This window comes from Methylorubrum populi, assembly GCF_002355515.1.
GTDB lineage: Bacteria > Pseudomonadota > Alphaproteobacteria > Rhizobiales > Beijerinckiaceae > Methylobacterium > Methylobacterium populi_A.
Map to the genome: position 1 here is coordinate 1,488,601 of NZ_AP014809.1, position 16,400 is coordinate 1,505,000.

The following is a 16,400-nucleotide window of genomic DNA, read 5'->3' on the forward strand; positions in this document are numbered from 1 at the left end:
CGGACGCAGACCGGTCGCGCACAATTTCAGGACGTACACAGGGGCCGGCACCAGGGCGTGCAGGACCGGCCGCACGCCCGCCCGGCCGAGAGGCCGAACGGGCTCTTGCCTCGATTAAAAAAATCAGGCGTCGAGAGTCGGGGCGCGGCGGTGATGCGTCGCCTGCTCGTAGGCGTAGGCGTAGGCGAGCAGGTCGCCCTCGCTCCACATCCGGCCGACGAAGATCAGGTTGAACGGCGAGCCGGAGGCGTAGGCGCCCGCCGGCAGCGTCACCCCCGGCAGGCCGGCGATGTTGATCTCGCAGACCGTGGTTTCCAAGAGCGTACCGGGCCCGTGCAGCGGCGGCAGCTCGGCCCGCATCTGCGGGAAGACCAGGGCGTCGAGCCCCTGCTCCGCCATCACCCGGTCGAACAGCGCGAGATAGGCCTCGCGGGCGGCGAGGAAGTCGGAGAGGTCGGGCGGACTCGCCGGGTCGGCGAGGCAGGCGGCGAGCTGACGCAGGTTGGTGATCGGATGCAGCACGCCGCCCGGCGCGAAGGCATCCTCGGCCTTGGTGGCCTCGGCAAAGGCGGCGAAGCTGCGGATCGCCACGTCTGGCCCCATCCGCTCCAGGTAGAGCTGGAGATCGTAGGGCGCGGATTCGAAGCCGCGGGCGTCGAAGTAGACGAGGCCCGGCGTCGGCTCGGCGATGGCGGCGAACTCGGTGCCGGCAAACGGATCGGCCACCAGGGTGGCGCCGGCGGCCTCGAGTTCCTTCTGCGCACGGGCGTAGAGGGCGGACGCCTCCTCCGAGAGCGGCAGGTCGCGCCAGCCGGGCCCGTAGAGGCCGAGGCGCTTGCCCGCGAGCGCGCCGGGTTCGAGGCCGGCGGCATAGCCTCCGGCTGGACGCTTGCCGATGCCGGCCACGGTTTTGGGGTCGGCGGCGGTGTAGCCGGCGAGCGCGTCGAGGGTGAGCGCGGCGTCGCGCACGCAGCGGGCGATCGGCCCGACCACGTCGCGGGTGCTGCCGGCCAGCGGCATCACACCGGCATTCGGCACGAGGCCGAAGCTCGGCTTGATGCCGACCAGCCCCTGCGCCGAGGCCGGGTTCTGGATCGAGCCGCCGGTCTCCTCGGCGAGCCCCAGCACGGCGAGGCTCGCGGCCACCGCCGTGGCGGTGCCGGCGCTCGACCCGCCGGGGATGCGGTCGGGCGCGGCCGGGTTGAGGGTCGGGCCGGCCCAGGAATCGTTGGCGTGGCTGCCGGTATGGCTCAGCACCGGCACGTTGGTCTTGCCGAGGATGACGCAGCCGGCCTCGCGCATCCGCGCCGTCACCGGCGCGTCGGTGGCCGGGATCAGGTCGACGCCGCCGGCCTCGGCGCAGAGGAAGTGCCAGCCGCCGGTGCTCGGCAGGCCGGCCATGTCCATCGTGTCCTTGATGACCACGGGCACCCCCGCGAGCGGCCCCAGTTCCTCGCCCGCCGCCCGGCGGGCATCGATGGCGCGGGCGTCGTCGAGTGCCTGCGGATTCATCACGATGAGCGCCTTGTAGCGCGGGTTGTAGGTCTCGATCCGCGCCAGGAAGGCCTGCGCCAGCGCTTCCGCGGTGACGCTGCCCTCGGCAAAGGCGCGCTGGCAGTCCTCGACCGTCATCTCGATCAGCCGCGCCGCCAGGGCATCCTCGGCCGGCTCGGGGGCGACGGCGACGGAAAGGGCCATTGCATTCATCTCGATCTCGCGCTCCGCATCCTTGAAGACGGCGAGGCCGGTTCCATCCCGTCGGAACCGCTCAGGAGGGTCGTCCGCGCGGGGGGCTCAGCGCGGGGACACACATGCTCGCCGTCACCGGCCCTCGCGGCCAGCGCGAGGGCTCTGGCAAGGCTCATGCCACAAAAGCCACAAATCCCTCACGGCCGAGCGGAGGCTGGCGCCGAGCCCGATTCGCGTCGCCTTCCCGGATCGGCCGAGCGGATCCGGATTGCGCGGGCAGCGCCACCCATTCCGGCGCCGAGGCGGAGAATACCGCCAGCGTTAACCGGCCCTTAAGCGTTGAGCGCCCTCGTCTAAGGTGCAGGCAAGCCAATCCCGGCCCCCTGCGGCCGGCCGGCCAGGCCGGCGGAGCCCCCGCATGCTGGATTCCGTCCGGATCTCGCTCAAGGTTCTGAATGCGGCCCAGCTCGCCCTGATCGCGGCGGCGGCCCTTCTGCTGGCCTGGATCGGGGCCGCGATCGTCGGGGCGGGCCCGGCCGCGGACGGGGCGCAGCGGACCGCCCTGACGGGCGCGCGGGCCTTCGCGGAAGCGGTCAATGCGGAGCTGCACGGCAGCGTCGCGCAGGCGCGGACCCTCGCGCTGCTGCTGCGCCCCGGCGACCCGGCGCTGGGCGAGGCCGACCGCGCCACCCTGCTGCGCGACTGGCTCACCCTCAACCCGCGCTACGGGGATGCCGCCCTGATCGGTGCGGACGGGAGCGTGCGGGCTGCCGCCGATTCGCGCCGGACCGGCAGCAGCGTCGCCCGTCAGCCCTGGTTCGCCCGGGCGCGCAACGCGGAGATCGTCATCGCGACCAATGGCGGTGACGAGACCGCCCCGTTCGACGTCATCCTGTCCCTCGGGATGCCCGGCCGCTCCGACCGGATCCAGCTCCGCGCCGGCCCCGCCTTCCTCGAAATCGGCCCGCGCCTGCGTCAGGCGCTCGACCTGCCCGACAGCATCGTCTTCACGGTGCGCGGCGCCGACGGGCGGGTGCTCGCGGGCAGCGCGTCCGCGCCCTGGGGCGAGCACCGCACGGCTTCGGTGCCGGTCCAGGGCGGACGCGAGCTCGGCAGCCCCGGCTGGGTGGTGACCGCCTTCGCGCCTGCGGCCGCAGCGGCGGGCACGCTCCCGGACGGGCGCGTCCTGGCGCTGGCCCTCGCCGTGGTGGGCGCGGCCGCCGCGCTCGGCTACGCCCTGGGCGGCCGGGCCTCGCAGCCGCTGCAGCGCCTCGCCGCCGACGAGGCCGGGCCGGACGAGGCGGCCTCGTCGCCGGTGCGCGAGATCGCGGCCCTGAGCGAGGCGGTCACCGGCCGCTCCCGGAGCCGCGAGGCGGCGCTGGCGCTGGCGGGAACCGGCCTCGACCGGATCAAGGGCCGGCTCCAGACCTTCGAGGCGATGTCCGGTTGGACCTGCTGGGAGATCGATCCGGAGACACGTCGGGTCGTCTGGTCGGATGCCGACAGCACCGGGACGGCGGCGGCCTCGGACCACGCCGCCGATCTGTCCGACCTCGCCGCGTGGTTCGAGCCGGAGGATCGCCCGCTCCTCGACCTCACCCTCGACGCCGCGCGCCGGGCGGACGGTCCGCACGACGTGGTGCTGCGCGCCCGCGCCGAGGGTGGCGCCCCCATTCCCGAGGCGGAGCGCCGGGTGCTGGTGCGCTTCCTGCGCGAGGCCGGCGACGGCCGCCGCATCCATGCCCTCAGCCGGGCGATCGAGGACGGCGTCTCGGAGACGCCCTCCGGCTTGAACGAGCGGCGGCGCAACGCCGTCCTGCGCCGTGTCACCGACGGCATCGTCCACGACTTCAACGACGTGCTGACGATCGTGACCGCCAATCTCGGCACCCTGCGCCGCCGCCACGGCCTGGCGCCGGAGCCGGCGCGCCTCGTCGACGCGGCGCTCGCCGGTGCCGGGCGCGGAGCGGCGCTGACCCGTCGGATGCTCAGCCTCGTGCGCGGCGAGGAGGGGGGAATTGCCGAATGCGACGTCGGCACGAGCGTCGAGGCCGCCCTCGCCTTCATGCAGGCCAACGTGCTGCGCGACGTGCCGGTCATCAACCGCGTTCCCGGCGACCTGCCGAAGGTACTGTGCGCCGAGCGCATCCTCGAACTCGTCCTGCTCAACCTCGCCTTCCATTTCCGCGACCACGGGCTTCGCGGCTTCGCGGTCGGCGCCGCCGCCGAGCACGGGGGCGAGGCGGAGGCGGGCTTCGGCCTGCCGCCGGGGCCTTGCGTGCGCCTCCTCATCGCCAGCGGGCAGCACGAGCCCGGCCGGCAGGCGCCGTCCCCGCTGCGGCCCGGATCCCTGGAGACGGTGGCCCGGCTCCTCGCCGAGATCGAGGCCGGCTGGCACCTCGTCTCGGACGGGACCGGCGAGGACGCCTTCGTCGCCGAGATCTGGCTGAGGGCCACCGGGCGGGGGGCGGAGGAGCCGCCGCTGTGGCAGCCCGCCCTGCGCGTCCTCCTCGTGGAGAGCGACAGCCTCGTCCGGGCGAGCGTGGCCGAGGCGCTGGCCGATCTCGGCCACGAGGTGGTCCAGGCGGCCTCGGGCGAGCACGCGCTGGCCCTGCTGTGCGAGAGCGCGGCCTACGACGCCATGGTGGCCGACCAGTCGATGCCGGTGATGACCGGCCTCCAGCTCGCCGCGACCGTGGTCGAGCGCTATCCGGACATCCGCATCATCCTGGCGAGCCCGCATGGGCACCTCCCGGCGGCGGCTCGGCAGTTCCTGCAGCTGGAAAAGCCGTTCCGCCCGGACGATCTCGCGGCGGTCCTGAGCGCGACGGCCCCGCAGATGCGGGCAGCCTAGAGCGCATTCCGACGAAGTGGTCACCGGTTCGTCGAAAGAAGGCGCGCCAAAACAATGAGCGAGAGACGCCGGCCTGATGCAATCAGGTCGGATACGGCTCGAGCGCCGGCCGCCCCTATCGGCAGCGCCCTGTCGCGGCCGTCTCGCGGATAGGCGCGCAGCTGAGCCGAACAACTTTTCCAGTTTCCGAGAGGCTCCTGTTAACCGTGGGGGCCGATAAATCGGTGTGTAGCGTGTGCGTATCCGAGGATCGAATGGCTGTGGCTTCTCGCAACCATCAACGGACTCCCGGGAATCTCTGTGTTCTTGCCTGCGGCCTCGCGGCCGTGTTGGCGGCTCCGGCGCGGGCCGCCGACCTGCCGGCTTCCGCGCCCGCGGCGACGGGCGTCGATTGGTACACCGGCGCGCAGGCGCAGGCGGTCGACGACAGCTGGGCGGTGGCCGTCGACGGGTCGACCAGCATCACGTCGAATTCCTCGGCCTTCGGCTCCGTCACCGTGACGACGGCGCTCGGCAGCCCGCCGACGGTGAGCGGCGCGCGGGTGCGCGTCGAGGGCGTGGCCGGCACCTACTCCTATCCCGGGCAGGCCGTCGGCGCCCGGGTCACCGGCTACCAGCAGGAGGGCTCGCTGCTCGCCGGCTACGAGTGGATCTGGCGCGACGCGGCGCTGGCCGGCTATATCGGCTTCAACGTCCGCAGCAACCAGCTCTCGATTCCCGATCCCGGCAACCCCGTCGTCGGCACCGGCGTCGGCCTGAAGGTGGCGGGCAATTTCTACGCGACGCCGACCGACCGGACCATGGTCTCGGCCTACGGCTCCTATTCGACCAAGTTCAATGCGTACTATTCCCGCTTCCGTGTCGGCTACATGGTCGCCGACGGCGTCTATATCGGCCCGGAGGCGCTGTTTCTCGGCGACGACTTCTTCCGCCAGTACCGGGTCGGCGCCCACCTCTCGGGCCTGAGCTTCGGTCCCGTCCAGATGTCGCTCGCGGTCGGCTACGTGCGGGACCGGGTGCAGGGCACGGGCTACTATTCGAGCATCGAGGCGCGGGCGAATTTCTAGAGCGCATTCCGACGAAGTGGTCACCGGTTCGTCGAGAGAAGGCGCGCCAAAACAATGAGCGAGAGACGCCGGCCTGATGCAATCAGGTCGGATACGGCTCTAGGACGCCTGCCCGATCGGCGGAGGCCGGTTCGACGGGGACGGTGCGGTCGCGAGGGCCGGAAACCGCGTCCGCCCCGTCCGGACGCGAGCGCCGCACGGGGCGCCGGCCGCCGGGCCGAGGCCTCGCCCCCGGCCCGCGGACAATCCGTCGCCTTGTCGAGTTGTCTCACGGCAAAGTACTTGCATCTCGGATGAGGTCTGACTTCCGCACCAGGAAGACTTTCCTTGATGTTGCGTTCTATAGATGCGAAAGTGCTTTCGCCGGCTCGGATATCTTTCTACGGGTGACGCGACGCCTCGCAGCGCAAAATCAACCCTGTTGGCAGAGTTGGGCGGCGAACGCGTGAACGCATCCGGAAATCGTCGTATTTTCATGATGGACCGGTCCGCGACGCAGGGGTGGCGAGTGTGATACGTGCGCTGCGGTGGCTGGCGTGGATGGGGACGACGGTCGCAGGCCTCGTTCTGCTGAGCCAGCCGGTCGGGACCCAGAACCAGCTCGCCATGAGTCTCGCCGCCATGGCGGCGATGATCCTGCTGTGGCTGTTCCTCGACGGGCCGCGCACCCGCTTCGTGTTCCTGGCGCTCGGGAGCCTCGTGGTGCTCCGCTACATCCTGTGGCGGGTCACCGACACGCTGCCCTCCCCCGGCGATCCGGTCAGCTTCGGCTTCGGCCTGCTGCTGCTGCTCGGCGAGCTGTACTGCGTCTTCATCCTGTTCGTCAGCCTGATCATCAACGCCGACCCGCTCAAGCGGCGTCCGCCCCCGGTGGCGAGCGCGGCCGAACTGCCCAGCGTCGACGTGTTCGTGCCGAGCTACAACGAGGACGCCGCCATCCTGGCGATGACCCTGGCGGCCGCGCGCCAGATGAACTACCCGCCCGACAAGCTCACCGTCTGGCTGCTCGACGACGGCGGGTCGGACCAGAAATGCGCCGATCCCAACCCGGAGAAGGCCAAGGCCGCGCGCGAGCGGCGGCGCGAGCTGACCGCGCTCGCCGAGGCGCTCGGCTGCCGCTACCTCACCCGCGCCCGCAACGAGCACGCCAAGGCGGGCAACCTCAACAACGGGCTCGCCTTCGCCACCGGCGAGATCGTCGTCGTGCTCGATGCCGACCACGTCCCGTTCCGCTCCTTCCTGAGCGAGACGGTCGGCTACTTCGCCGAGGATCCGAAGCTGTTCCTCGTCCAGACCCCGCACGCCTTCCTCAATCCCGACCCGATCGAGCGCAACCTGAAGACCTTCGACCGGATGCCGTCGGAGAACGAGATGTTCTACGCGGTGACCCAGCGCGGGCTCGACAAGTGGAACGGCTCGTTCTTCTGCGGCTCCGCCGCCCTGCTGCGCCGCACGGCGCTCGACGAGGCCGGCGGGTTTTCCGGCATCACCATCACCGAGGATTGCGAGACCGCCTTCGAGCTGCATTCCCGCGGCTGGACCAGCGCCTACGTCGACAAGCCCCTGATCGCCGGCCTCCAGCCCGAGACGCTCTCGGCCTTCATCGGCCAGCGCTCGCGCTGGTGCCAGGGCATGTTCCAGATCCTGCTCCTGAAGAACCCCGCGCTGCAGAAGGGGCTCAAGCCGATCCAGAAGATCGCCTACCTCTCCAGCATGACGTTCTGGTTCTTTCCCGTGCCGCGGCTGATCTTCATGTTCGCGCCGCTGCTGCACATCTTCTTCGACCTGAAGATCTTCGTCGCCAGCGTCGACGAATCGATCGCCTACACGGCGACCTACATCGTCATCAACCTGATGATGCAGAACTACGTCTACGGTAAATTCCGCTGGCCCTTCGTCTCGGAACTCTACGAATACATCCAGGGCCTGTACCTGTCGAAGGCGATCGTCTCGGTGATCTGGTCACCGCGGAAACCCACCTTCAACGTCACCGACAAGGGCATCAGCCTCGACCACAACCATCTCTCGTCGGCCTCGCTGCCCTTCTTTGCCGTCTACGGGCTGCTGGCGGTGGGCTGCGGGGTGGCGGCGTGGCGCTACCTGTTCGAGCCGGGCGTGACCAACCTGATGCTGGTGGTCGGCCTGTGGAACTTCTTCAACCTGCTGACCGCGGGCGCGGCGCTCGGCGTCTGCGCCGAGCGCCGCCAGCTCGAGCGGACGCCCTCGCTCGCCATCAGCCGGCGCGGCCAGATCACCCTGGGCGGCCGGGCCATCGACGTGTCGATCGAGCGCGTCTCGGCGGAGACCTGCACGGTGCGCCTGCCCGCCGCCCTGCTGCCGACCGGGGTCGGACACCGGACGATGACCGGCGCGCTCACCGTCGTCCCGGTGGCGGGCGCGCGCCCGGCCGGCGCCCTGCCGGTATCCCTGGGGGGGGTCGAGCGCGCCAAGGACGAGGCCTTCGCCCGCCTCAGCTTCGGCCGCCTGCGCCCGCAGGATTACGTGGCGCTGGCCGGCCTGATGTACGGCGACGCGGAGGCGATGCGCCGCTTCCAGATGCGCCGCCGCCGCCACAAGGACATCCTCACCGGCACCCTGCAATTCATCTGGTGGGGGCTCTCGGAACCGGTGCGCGCGGTGCGCTACGCGCTGGCCGCCGACGCGCGCCCGGCCGTCGCCCCCGTGATCGACGGCACCTCGCCGATCTACGACGCGCCGGAACAGGCCCCGACCGGGGCGAACCTGCCGGAGCCTCTGCTGCCATCGTCGGCGCAGGCGCTCGCGCCTCGTTCCGCCCCGCCGGCTGCCTCGGAGCCCGCGCCGGCCGGGACGCCGAGCACCGTCCCCGCTGCGGTCCAGGCCTCGCACCAAGCCTCGCACCAGGCCCCGAACCAAACTCCGAACCAAGCTCCCTCCCGCGCCTCGAACGACTGGGTGCGGATGATGCTCGACTACGAGAACGAGCGTGCCCTCGGCGGCCGGTCCGGCCGCGAAGCGGGCACGGCGTGACGGGGATGGCGATGCGGCTCCCCCCACGACGCGGCGCCGGTCCGTGGCACCGGATCACCCGGGCGCCCGCCCTGGCCCTTGCGCTCGCCGGTGCGGTCGCGGCGGCCGGCTCGGTGGCGTCGGGCACGGCCGCCCGGGCGCAGAGCTTTCTCGGAACCGGTCCGGCGGAGCGCCTGACGGTACCGCCGACCGGCGACGCCCTGCGCAAGCCGAATCCGGCACCGTCCCAAGCCCCCGCGCAACCGTCGGCGGCGCAGGGCCGCCCGCCGGCCGCGGAGAGTTCGGACGCGGCCCGCCGCACCCAGGTGCAGGCGACCATCGCCCCGGCCCGCCGCCTGCCCGCCGGCACCCGCGGCTTCCGGCTCTCGGGCGAGGAGGACGTGCTGCAATACCCGGTCTACCTCACCGAGGGGCAGGCGCGGGGCGGGGCGCGGCTGCGCGTCTCCTACCTCTCGGCGATCTCGGTGGCACCGGAGGGCTCGGAACTGACCGGGCTCGTGAACGGCACCAAGGTCGGCTGGACCCGGATCCAGGCGCCCGGCGCCGTCAAGGTCGTGGAATTTGCGATTCCCGACGGCGTCCTCAAGGCCGGCTACAACGCCGTCACCCTCACGGCGAGCCAGCGCCACCGGGTCGATTGCACGATCGAGGCGACCTACGAGCTGTGGACCCAGATCGACCCCTCCCGGTCCGGTCTCGTGGTCGCACCGGCCGCCGACCTCGACCTGAAGTCCCTGGCCGCCCTGGAGCCCGACGAGAGCGGGGCACTGCCGATGGGCGTGCTGCTCAACGAGAAGCCGACCCTGCCGCGCCTGGAGCGGATGATCGGTGCCGTGCAGGCCGTGGCCGTCGTGAGCCGGCTCGCCCGGCCCGCGGTCAGTTTCGGGCCGCCGCTCTCCGGCCGCAACGGCGTCAACCTCCTCGTGGGCACCGCCGCCGAGATCCGCGGCACGGAGGGCGCCGAGGATCTCGGGCCGATCACCGGGCCGCGGCTCGCGCTGCTGCCGCCGCGGGGCACCCGCGCACCGACACTCGTCGTGACCGGCCCCGGCCCCGAGGACGTGCGGGCGGCGATTTTCCAGCTCGCCGCGGCCGGGGATGCCGGCGGCAGCGGGCCCGGCACCGCGCTCGCGCCCCTGATCCGGGGCTACGAGGTTCAGGGCGGCGAACGGCTCGAACTGTCGCGTCTCGGCGCCACGAGCCGCGAGTTCAACGGGCGCCTGCTCCGCACCCGGATCGAGCTGCGCTTTCCCGCCGATTTCGTGCCGGCGGACTACGGCAAGGTGATGCTGCACCTGGCCGGCGGCTACGCCGCCGGGCTCGATTCGACCGCCCAGATCGTCGTCGACATCAACGGCCGCAACGCCGCCAGCGTGCCGCTGCCCTATTCCCGCGGCGAGGTGTTCGACGATCAGGCCATCCCGCTCCCCTTGAGCCTGTGGCGGCCGGGGCTGAACAGCGTCGAGATCAGCGCGCAGCTGCCGAACGCCTCCGACAAGGTCTGCGACACCCTCTCGCCGACGGCGCGGCAGCCGCGCTTCCTCTTCCTCGACCGCACCCGCCTCGAAATCCCGGCCCTGGCGCGGGCGGTGCGCAGTCCCGACCTCGCGGCGGTCAAGGCGGGCGCGGTGCCCTTCGCCGTGCCCGTCGCCGCGGCGGGGGGGCGTCCGCGCCTCGTGCTGCCGGTCTCCGACCGCGAGACGGCGGATGCCGCCGCGACGCTCGCCGCCCGCCTCGCCATCGCGGCCAAAGGCGTGATCGACTTCGAACTCGTGCCCGATGCGGGCGGTGCGGAAGGCGGCGCCAAGCTCGTGGTGGCGCCGGCCCGCGCCCTCAATCCGGTGACGATCCAGGCGGTCGGTCTCGATCCCGACGAGATCCGCCGCGTCTGGCAGGGGCGGGCCGAGACGGTGGCCACGCCGGGCCAGTTCGGCCCCGAAGGCGTGCTGACCCTCGACCGGCTGCGGCGCAACCTGCCGATGCGCTGCGCCCTGCCGCCCGCCGCGGTGCCGGTCAGCGTCGCGGCCGCCCCCGCGGCGGTCCCCGCAACGGCCGCCGCTCCGGCCCCGGCTGCCGCTCCGGCGCCGGCATCGCGCACCTCGCCGCGGCCGGCGAGCCCGGAAACCGACGAGGAGCTCGTGGCCCGCTGGGACCAGACCCTGTCGGGCGCGGCCTTCGTCCCCACGGTCCTGCGGGAGGGCTGGACCCGGCTCGCGAACTGGGCGCTGCGGCTGCGCAGCGGCGTGACGGGCCTGATCGAGGTCCCGGCCTCCGGGGACGTGCCGGTCAACCCGCGCGCCTCGCTGATCATCGCCGAGGACAGCGACGGGCCCCGGCTCAGCGAGACCACCGTGCTCGTCACCGCCCCCAATCCGTCGATGCTCAAGGCCTCCGTGTCCTGCCTCGTCGATCCGGTGGTCTGGACCCGCCTCGTCGGACGCGCCGCCTTTCTGGACGCCTCCGACGGCACCCTGACCACGGTCCAGCCGGACCGCGTCGCGCTGATCGAGACCCGCAATTGGTCGCTCGCGAATTTCCGGCTGGTCTCGGCGGCGTGGCTCTCGCTGAATCCCGGCTACTACGTCGGGATGACCCTGTTCATGGCCCTGTGCCTCGGGCTCGCCACCACGGGCCTCGTGCGCCAGCTCGGCCGGAGGAACTCGTGATGCGGTCCGCCCCCGCACGCTCCCGGACCAGTGCCCGTCTCGGCGCGGTCCTGCGCCTCGCCGGATGGACAATCGCCCTCGCGGCGGCCGGCCCCGCCTCGGCCCAGCAGACGCCGCAGCCGGCCTCTCCGCAGCCCACATCTCCGCAGCAGGCCTCGCCGCAATCGGCTCAGCCAGCGGCCCAGCAGACGGAGGCCACCACGGTGCCGCCCGCCACGGCCCTGCCGAGCCCGCCGCGCCCCGAGACGCCGACGCGCAGCGATTCCGGCCCGGCCCTCGTCAACACCCTGGGCGACGAGGCGGCCTGGCGCGCCTACCGGGCGCGGTTCGTCACCGAACAGGGCCGCATCGTCGACACCGCCAACGGCATGATCAGCCACAGCGAGGGCCAGGGCTACGGCATGTTGATCGCGGTCGCGGCCGGCGACCGCGCCGCCTTCGAGCGGATCTGGGGCTGGACCCGCGCCAACCTGATGGTGCGCTCCGACGAATTGCTGGCGTGGCGCTGGGCGCCCGACCACCGCCCGGCGGTGGCGGACATGAACAACGCCACCGACGGCGACATCCTGGTCGCCTGGGCCCTCACCGAGGCGGCCGAGGCCTGGGGCGAGCCATCCTACCGCACCGCCGCGCGCCGCATCGCCGTCGAGTTCGGCCGCAAGACGATCCTGTTCAAGGACCCGCACGGACCGGTTCTGCTGCCGGCTGTCTCCGGCTTCTCGGCCCGCGAGCGCGCCGACGGCCCCCTCATCAACCTGTCCTACTGGGTCTTCCCCGCCTTCCAGCGGCTGCCGATCGTCGCCCCGGAATACGACTGGGCCTCGCTGATCCGCAGCGGCCTCGACTTCCTGCGCCAGTCCCGGTTCGGACCGAGCAGCCTGCCGACCGAGTGGATCTCGGCCAAGGAGGCGCTTCGCCCCGCCGACGGCTTTCCGCCGCTGTTCTCCTACAACGCGATCCGCGTGCCGCTCTATCTCGCCTGGGCCGGGGTCGGGCGGCCGGAGGATTACGCGCCGTTCAAGGCGCTGTGGGGCGGGATCGACCGTGAGCGCCTGCCGATCGTCGACACCCGCGACGGGCAGCCGGTCGAGTGGCTGAGCGAGGTGGGCTACACGGCGATTCCCGCACTCACCGCCTGCGCCGCCGACGGCACGCCGTTTCCCGAGCCTTTAAGAACGGTGCAGGACAATCAGAACTACTATCCGACAACCCTCCACCTCCTGGCGCTGATCGCGGCCCGGATGCGGTATCCGTCATGCGTGAAGTCCTGACTCCCCTGGCCAGCGGCCTGACCGCGCTCCTGCTCGCGAGCGCGGCGCCCGCTCTTGCCCAAACCACCCTTGCCCAAACCACCCTTGCCCAGCCCTCCCCTGCCCAGACCGGCGCCCAGCCGGCACCCGAGGCCGCCCCGCGCGTCCTCTACGGCGACGGTACCCGCGCCCCTGCGATCATGGTCGATCCCGAGACCGGGGGCACGCCCGGCATGGTCGACGAGAGCGCGCTGCGCTACTACGCCTCGCAGAAGCAGACCGCGCGGATGAAGGCCGAGATCGCGCGGCTGAAGCGGCTCTATCCGGGCTGGACCGAGCCGCCCGACCTCGACACCCTGCAGCCGAGCCCGCCCGAGGAGGCGCCGCTGTGGGATCTGTTCACCGCCGGCCGCTTCCAGGACCTGCGGGCGGCGATCGCCGCGCGCCGCTCCCTCGAACCCAATTGGCAGCCCTCGGAGGAGTTGGCGCGCAAACTCCGCCGGGCGGAGTTCCGCAACGGCATCAAGGCCGCCGCGGAGAAGAACGGGCCGGGCAAGAACGAATCGGGCAGGAACGCCGAGGAGGTGGTCGCGCTCTACCGCGCCGATCCCGGCGCCCTCGACACGACCGACCTCGAGAGCCTCTGGATCATCGCCGATGCGCTGGCCACCACGGGTGCGGCCGAGGACGCTTTCGACCTCTACAAGTCCGTCCTCGACGGCAGCGCCGATGCGGGCGCGCGCCTCGCCACGATCCAGAAGGCGATGGGCCATCTCAAGATGGATCAGGCCGAGCGGCTCATCGCCATGGGGCGCAGCAACCCTGAGGGCGCCTCGGAATTCGACGCGATCCGCCTCGACATCACCCGGGCGCGCATCGCCGCCTTCCTGCACGACGAGCCGGCCCAGACGCCGACGCTGGCCGACCTCACCGCCTTCCAGACCTATGCCCGCAAGAGCGGCGACCCGAGCCAGACCGGCCTGCTCGGCTGGTACGCCTACAAGCGGCGCCAGTTCCGCGAGGCGCTGGAATGGTTCAAGCTCGCCATCGGCCGCGGCGGCGACGCCATGGTCGCCCACGGCCTCGCCCATACCCTGCGCGAGCTGAACATGCTGCGCGAGGCGGAAGAGGTCGCCTATGCCTGGCGCGACCGCTTCGTCGGCAACGAGCTGCTGTTCATCGACGTGCTCGAACGCAAGCTGACGCAGGCCAACCCGCCCTTCATCGAACCGGCCCGGATCGAGCGCTACGCCAAGGTCGTGATCGCCTCCGCCTCCGGCGAGGGCGCGCAGGGGCTGGCGTGGTACGCCTACAATTCCTGCCAGTTCGACACGGCGCTCGAATGGTTCCAGCGCGCCGTCGCCTGGATGCCGAGCGAGACCACGGTGTTCGGCTACGCGCTGACGCTCCAGCGGCTGAAGCGCCAGCGCGCCTATCTCGAGGTCGTGAACCGATACGACGGCCTGTTCCCGAAAGTCGTCGATCTGCTGTTCCGCGAGGATCCGGGCGGGCCGCCGCTGCCCTGCCTCGGTCCGCAGCCGCCGCCCACCCGGCCGTCCGCGCAGGCGAAGGCCGAGCCGAGACCCGAAGCCCCGTCCTACGGCCGCGTGCCGCGGCCGGACGCGGCCAATGTCGGCGCCCAGGCCGGCACGGTGCCGGCGGCGGTCCAGCGCGGCGAGTTCCCCTTGAGCGTGCCCCTCGACAACGCCCTGCGCTACCCGCCGTCCTCGCTGCAGCGGGCGCTGTCCGAGCCCGCCGCCCCCGGCAGCTATGCCCGCGAGCCGGTCACCGCGCGTCCGCCCCTGGTGGCGCGGCGGGTGAACGGGGCGGGCGCGATGCCCTACGAGCGCTACGGCTTCGCTCTGCTGCCGGGCTATAACGGCCTCGACAAGCCGGAGGGGCTCGCCCCTGCACCGGCCGGCACGCTCTGGCAGGACCAGCAGGCCGAGCGCGGCCGGGCCGGGACGAGCCCGGAGAGCGACCGCTTCTCCGTGCCCTCCCGCCTCTCCTCCGGCACCGGGCCGAACGCGAAGGGTTTTCCGTGAGATCGCGTCTGCTCCGGCTTCTCGCGGCGCTCCCGGCCCTGCTCCTCGCGGAGGCCGCCTCCGTCCCGTCCGCCCTTGCCCAATCCGCACCGGTCCTGCGCCTGCCCGGCGCCGGGCCGGTCGCGGGCGTGGTCGAGACGCGGGTGCGCGACGGGTTCGACCAGCGCATCCGCTTCGAGGGCGGCGACGGCCGCAACCATGCCGAGGTCGCCCTGCGCAACGAGACCGGCGACCTGCTGCTCGCCTTTCCGCCGCGGCTGGCCAAGCCGAGCCAGTTCGGCATCGAGGGCGAGATCGCGGTGCGCTTCCCCGGCCAGGTCCTGCGCATCGTCGCCCCGCGGCGCAACGGCTACGGACCGGTCGGCATGGCGCTGGGGACCGACTGCCTCTACGCGTGGCAGTGGTTCGAGCGGGCGAGCCCGGCCCAGCGCGTGGCGAGCCGCGGCGGGCTGTTCGATGGTTCGCTGGCGCCGACCGCGGGCCGGCGCGCCCTGTCCCTGAGGATCCGGCTGTGCCGCACGGCGCAGGCCAGCCTCGACGATCTCGTCGCCGCGGTCGAACGGATGACAATCAGTCTGCCCGGCGAACCCGGCGCCCGGCCGGCACCGGTCCGGCCGCGCCCCGCGACCGTCCGACGCGAAAAGCCCGCGCCCGCGAAGCGGCAGGCCGCCCGCCCTGCCCCCGGCGAGTCGCCCGCCGGAACCGCATCGCCGGTCCAGCCCCAGCCCACACCGCCGGCCCGGACACCGGCAGCAACGCCCGGATCGGCACCAGGACCGACACAGGGTGCGACACCGCCCGACAACGGCAGCCGCCGCTATCTCGCCCCCACCACGCCACAGAGCGCGAACCCGGCGGCCGAACCGCCGACGGCCGCTCCGCCGCCGGGGGGAACGCAACGCTACATCACCGATGTGCCCAAACCGGCCGAGGGCGCGGGCGGCGGCCTGATGCCGAGCCCGGCTCCGGGCCGCTCGACCGGCGAGAGCCTGTCCCGCGACCTCCCGGTGGAGGCCTACCGGCCCGCTCCGGGCCGCGACGGGCCTTGAGCGGAGCGCCCCCTCACCCCGGAGCGAGGACGAGGCTGCCCAGGACTGTGAGCACAACGACGCTCCAGGGCGGCGCCCTCCAGACGGTCAGCAGAACGAAGGCGACGGCGGCAATGGCAAAGTCGCGCGGCGCGACGACGGCGCCGGTCCAGACCGGGTCATAAAGGGCCGCGGCGAGGATGCCGACCACGGCGGCATTGGTTCCGCGCATGGCCGCCCGCGCCGCCGGCCGCGCCCGGACGGCATCCCAGAACGGCAGCGCCGCGTAGACGAGGAGGAGGCCCGGCAGGAAGATCGCGGCCAGCGCGAGGGCGGCGCCGGGCAGGCCGTTCGGCCCCGGTTCCGCGACGGCCCCGAGATAGGCGGCCACCGTGAAGAGCGGCCCGGGAACGGCCTGGGCCGCGCCGTAGCCGGCCAGGAATCGATCCGGCGACACCCAGCCGGGCTCGACCACCGCCGAGCGCAGCAGCGGCAGGACGACGTGGCCGCCGCCGAAGACGAAGGCACCGGACCGGTAGAAGGCGTCCGACACCGCCAGGGCATGGGAGCCGAGTTCCTGTGCGAGGACGGGAAGACCGATCAGCAGGAGCAGAAAGACGGTACCGGCGAGGGCGCCGGCCCGACGCGAGACCGGAACCGCGCGAGGGCCGCTGCCCGGCCCGTCATCCGAGCGGCACAGGACGAGGCCGGCCGCCGCACCGAGAGCGATCGCCAGAATCTGGCTGAGCGCCGTGGGAGCGAAGACCGTCAGCAGGAGCGCGCCGAGGGCGA

The 16,400-nt window shown here is 72.7% G+C and carries 9 protein-coding genes (1 of these 9 running past the window's edge); 7 read left to right on the forward strand and 2 right to left on the reverse strand.

Annotated elements, in window-relative coordinates; translation table 11 throughout:
- Positions 1-123: 123 nt before the first annotated feature.
- On the reverse strand, positions 124-1,707 hold the full coding sequence (locus MPPM_RS06860) for an amidase (protein ID WP_096484406.1): 1,584 nt from the start codon (positions 1,705-1,707) through the stop codon (positions 124-126).
- Positions 1,708-2,107: 400 nt separating this feature from the next.
- Here MPPM_RS06860 and MPPM_RS06865 point away from each other — a divergent pair, with 400 nt between their 5' ends.
- The 7 genes from MPPM_RS06865 (at position 2,108) to bcsN (ending at position 15,629) form a co-directional block, all read left to right on the forward strand.
- On the forward strand, positions 2,108-4,543 hold the full coding sequence (locus MPPM_RS06865) for a response regulator (protein ID WP_096484407.1): 2,436 nt from the start codon (positions 2,108-2,110) through the stop codon (positions 4,541-4,543).
- 254 nt (positions 4,544-4,797) lie between these two features.
- A complete protein-coding gene (gene bcsS / locus MPPM_RS06870; RefSeq protein WP_096484408.1) occupies positions 4,798-5,610 on the forward strand; it encodes a cellulose biosynthesis protein BcsS in 813 nt (270 codons plus the stop codon).
- 540 nt (positions 5,611-6,150) lie between these two features.
- Positions 6,151-8,619 (forward strand): UDP-forming cellulose synthase catalytic subunit, encoded by a 2,469-nt coding sequence (bcsA, locus tag MPPM_RS06875; protein WP_244573494.1) that lies wholly within the window; start codon positions 6,151-6,153, stop codon positions 8,617-8,619.
- A gap of 5 nt (positions 8,620-8,624) precedes the next feature.
- Positions 8,625-11,285, forward strand: a complete 2,661-nt coding sequence (locus MPPM_RS06880; protein WP_244573495.1) for a cellulose biosynthesis cyclic di-GMP-binding regulatory protein BcsB — start codon at positions 8,625-8,627, stop codon at positions 11,283-11,285.
- Positions 11,285-12,556: a family 8 glycosyl hydrolase gene (locus MPPM_RS06885; protein WP_096484411.1), complete on the forward strand. Its 1,272-nt coding sequence runs from the start codon at positions 11,285-11,287 to the stop codon at positions 12,554-12,556. The genes MPPM_RS06880 and MPPM_RS06885 overlap by 1 nt, the downstream gene beginning before the upstream one ends.
- Positions 12,541-14,580, forward strand: coding sequence for a chromosomal replication initiator protein DnaA (locus MPPM_RS06890; protein WP_096484412.1), 2,040 nt, complete (start codon positions 12,541-12,543; stop codon positions 14,578-14,580). The genes MPPM_RS06885 and MPPM_RS06890 overlap by 16 nt, the downstream gene beginning before the upstream one ends.
- Positions 14,577-15,629, forward strand: coding sequence for a cellulose biosynthesis protein BcsN (gene bcsN, locus MPPM_RS06895; protein WP_096484413.1), 1,053 nt, complete (start codon positions 14,577-14,579; stop codon positions 15,627-15,629). The genes MPPM_RS06890 and bcsN overlap by 4 nt, the downstream gene beginning before the upstream one ends.
- 13 nt (positions 15,630-15,642) lie before the next feature.
- On the opposite strand, the gene chrA is transcribed toward bcsN, so the two are convergent.
- Positions 15,643-16,400, reverse strand: partial view of a chromate efflux transporter gene (gene chrA / locus MPPM_RS06900; protein ID WP_096484414.1) — the 3' portion only. The gene runs 493 nt beyond the window's last position; only the last 758 of its 1,251 coding nucleotides appear in the window; the start codon falls outside the window, past its right edge — the gene reads right to left on this strand; the stop codon is at positions 15,643-15,645.

Bases quoted from the DNA above. Each gene is read 5' to 3' on its own strand.
- bcsS (WP_096484408.1), top strand. From the start codon at position 4,798: ATGGCTGTGGCTTCTCGCAACCATCAACGGACTCCCGGGAATCTCTGT.
- MPPM_RS06865 (WP_096484407.1), top strand. From the start codon at position 2,108: ATGCTGGATTCCGTCCGGATCTCGCTCAAGGTTCTGAATGCGGCCCAG.
- MPPM_RS06860 (WP_096484406.1), bottom strand. From the start codon at position 1,707: ATGAATGCAATGGCCCTTTCCGTCGCCGTCGCCCCCGAGCCGGCCGAG.
- MPPM_RS06890 (WP_096484412.1), top strand. From the start codon at position 12,541: ATGCGTGAAGTCCTGACTCCCCTGGCCAGCGGCCTGACCGCGCTCCTG.
- bcsA (WP_244573494.1), top strand. From the start codon at position 6,151: ATGGGGACGACGGTCGCAGGCCTCGTTCTGCTGAGCCAGCCGGTCGGG.
- MPPM_RS06880 (WP_244573495.1), top strand. From the start codon at position 8,625: ATGGCGATGCGGCTCCCCCCACGACGCGGCGCCGGTCCGTGGCACCGG.
- MPPM_RS06885 (WP_096484411.1), top strand. From the start codon at position 11,285: ATGCGGTCCGCCCCCGCACGCTCCCGGACCAGTGCCCGTCTCGGCGCG.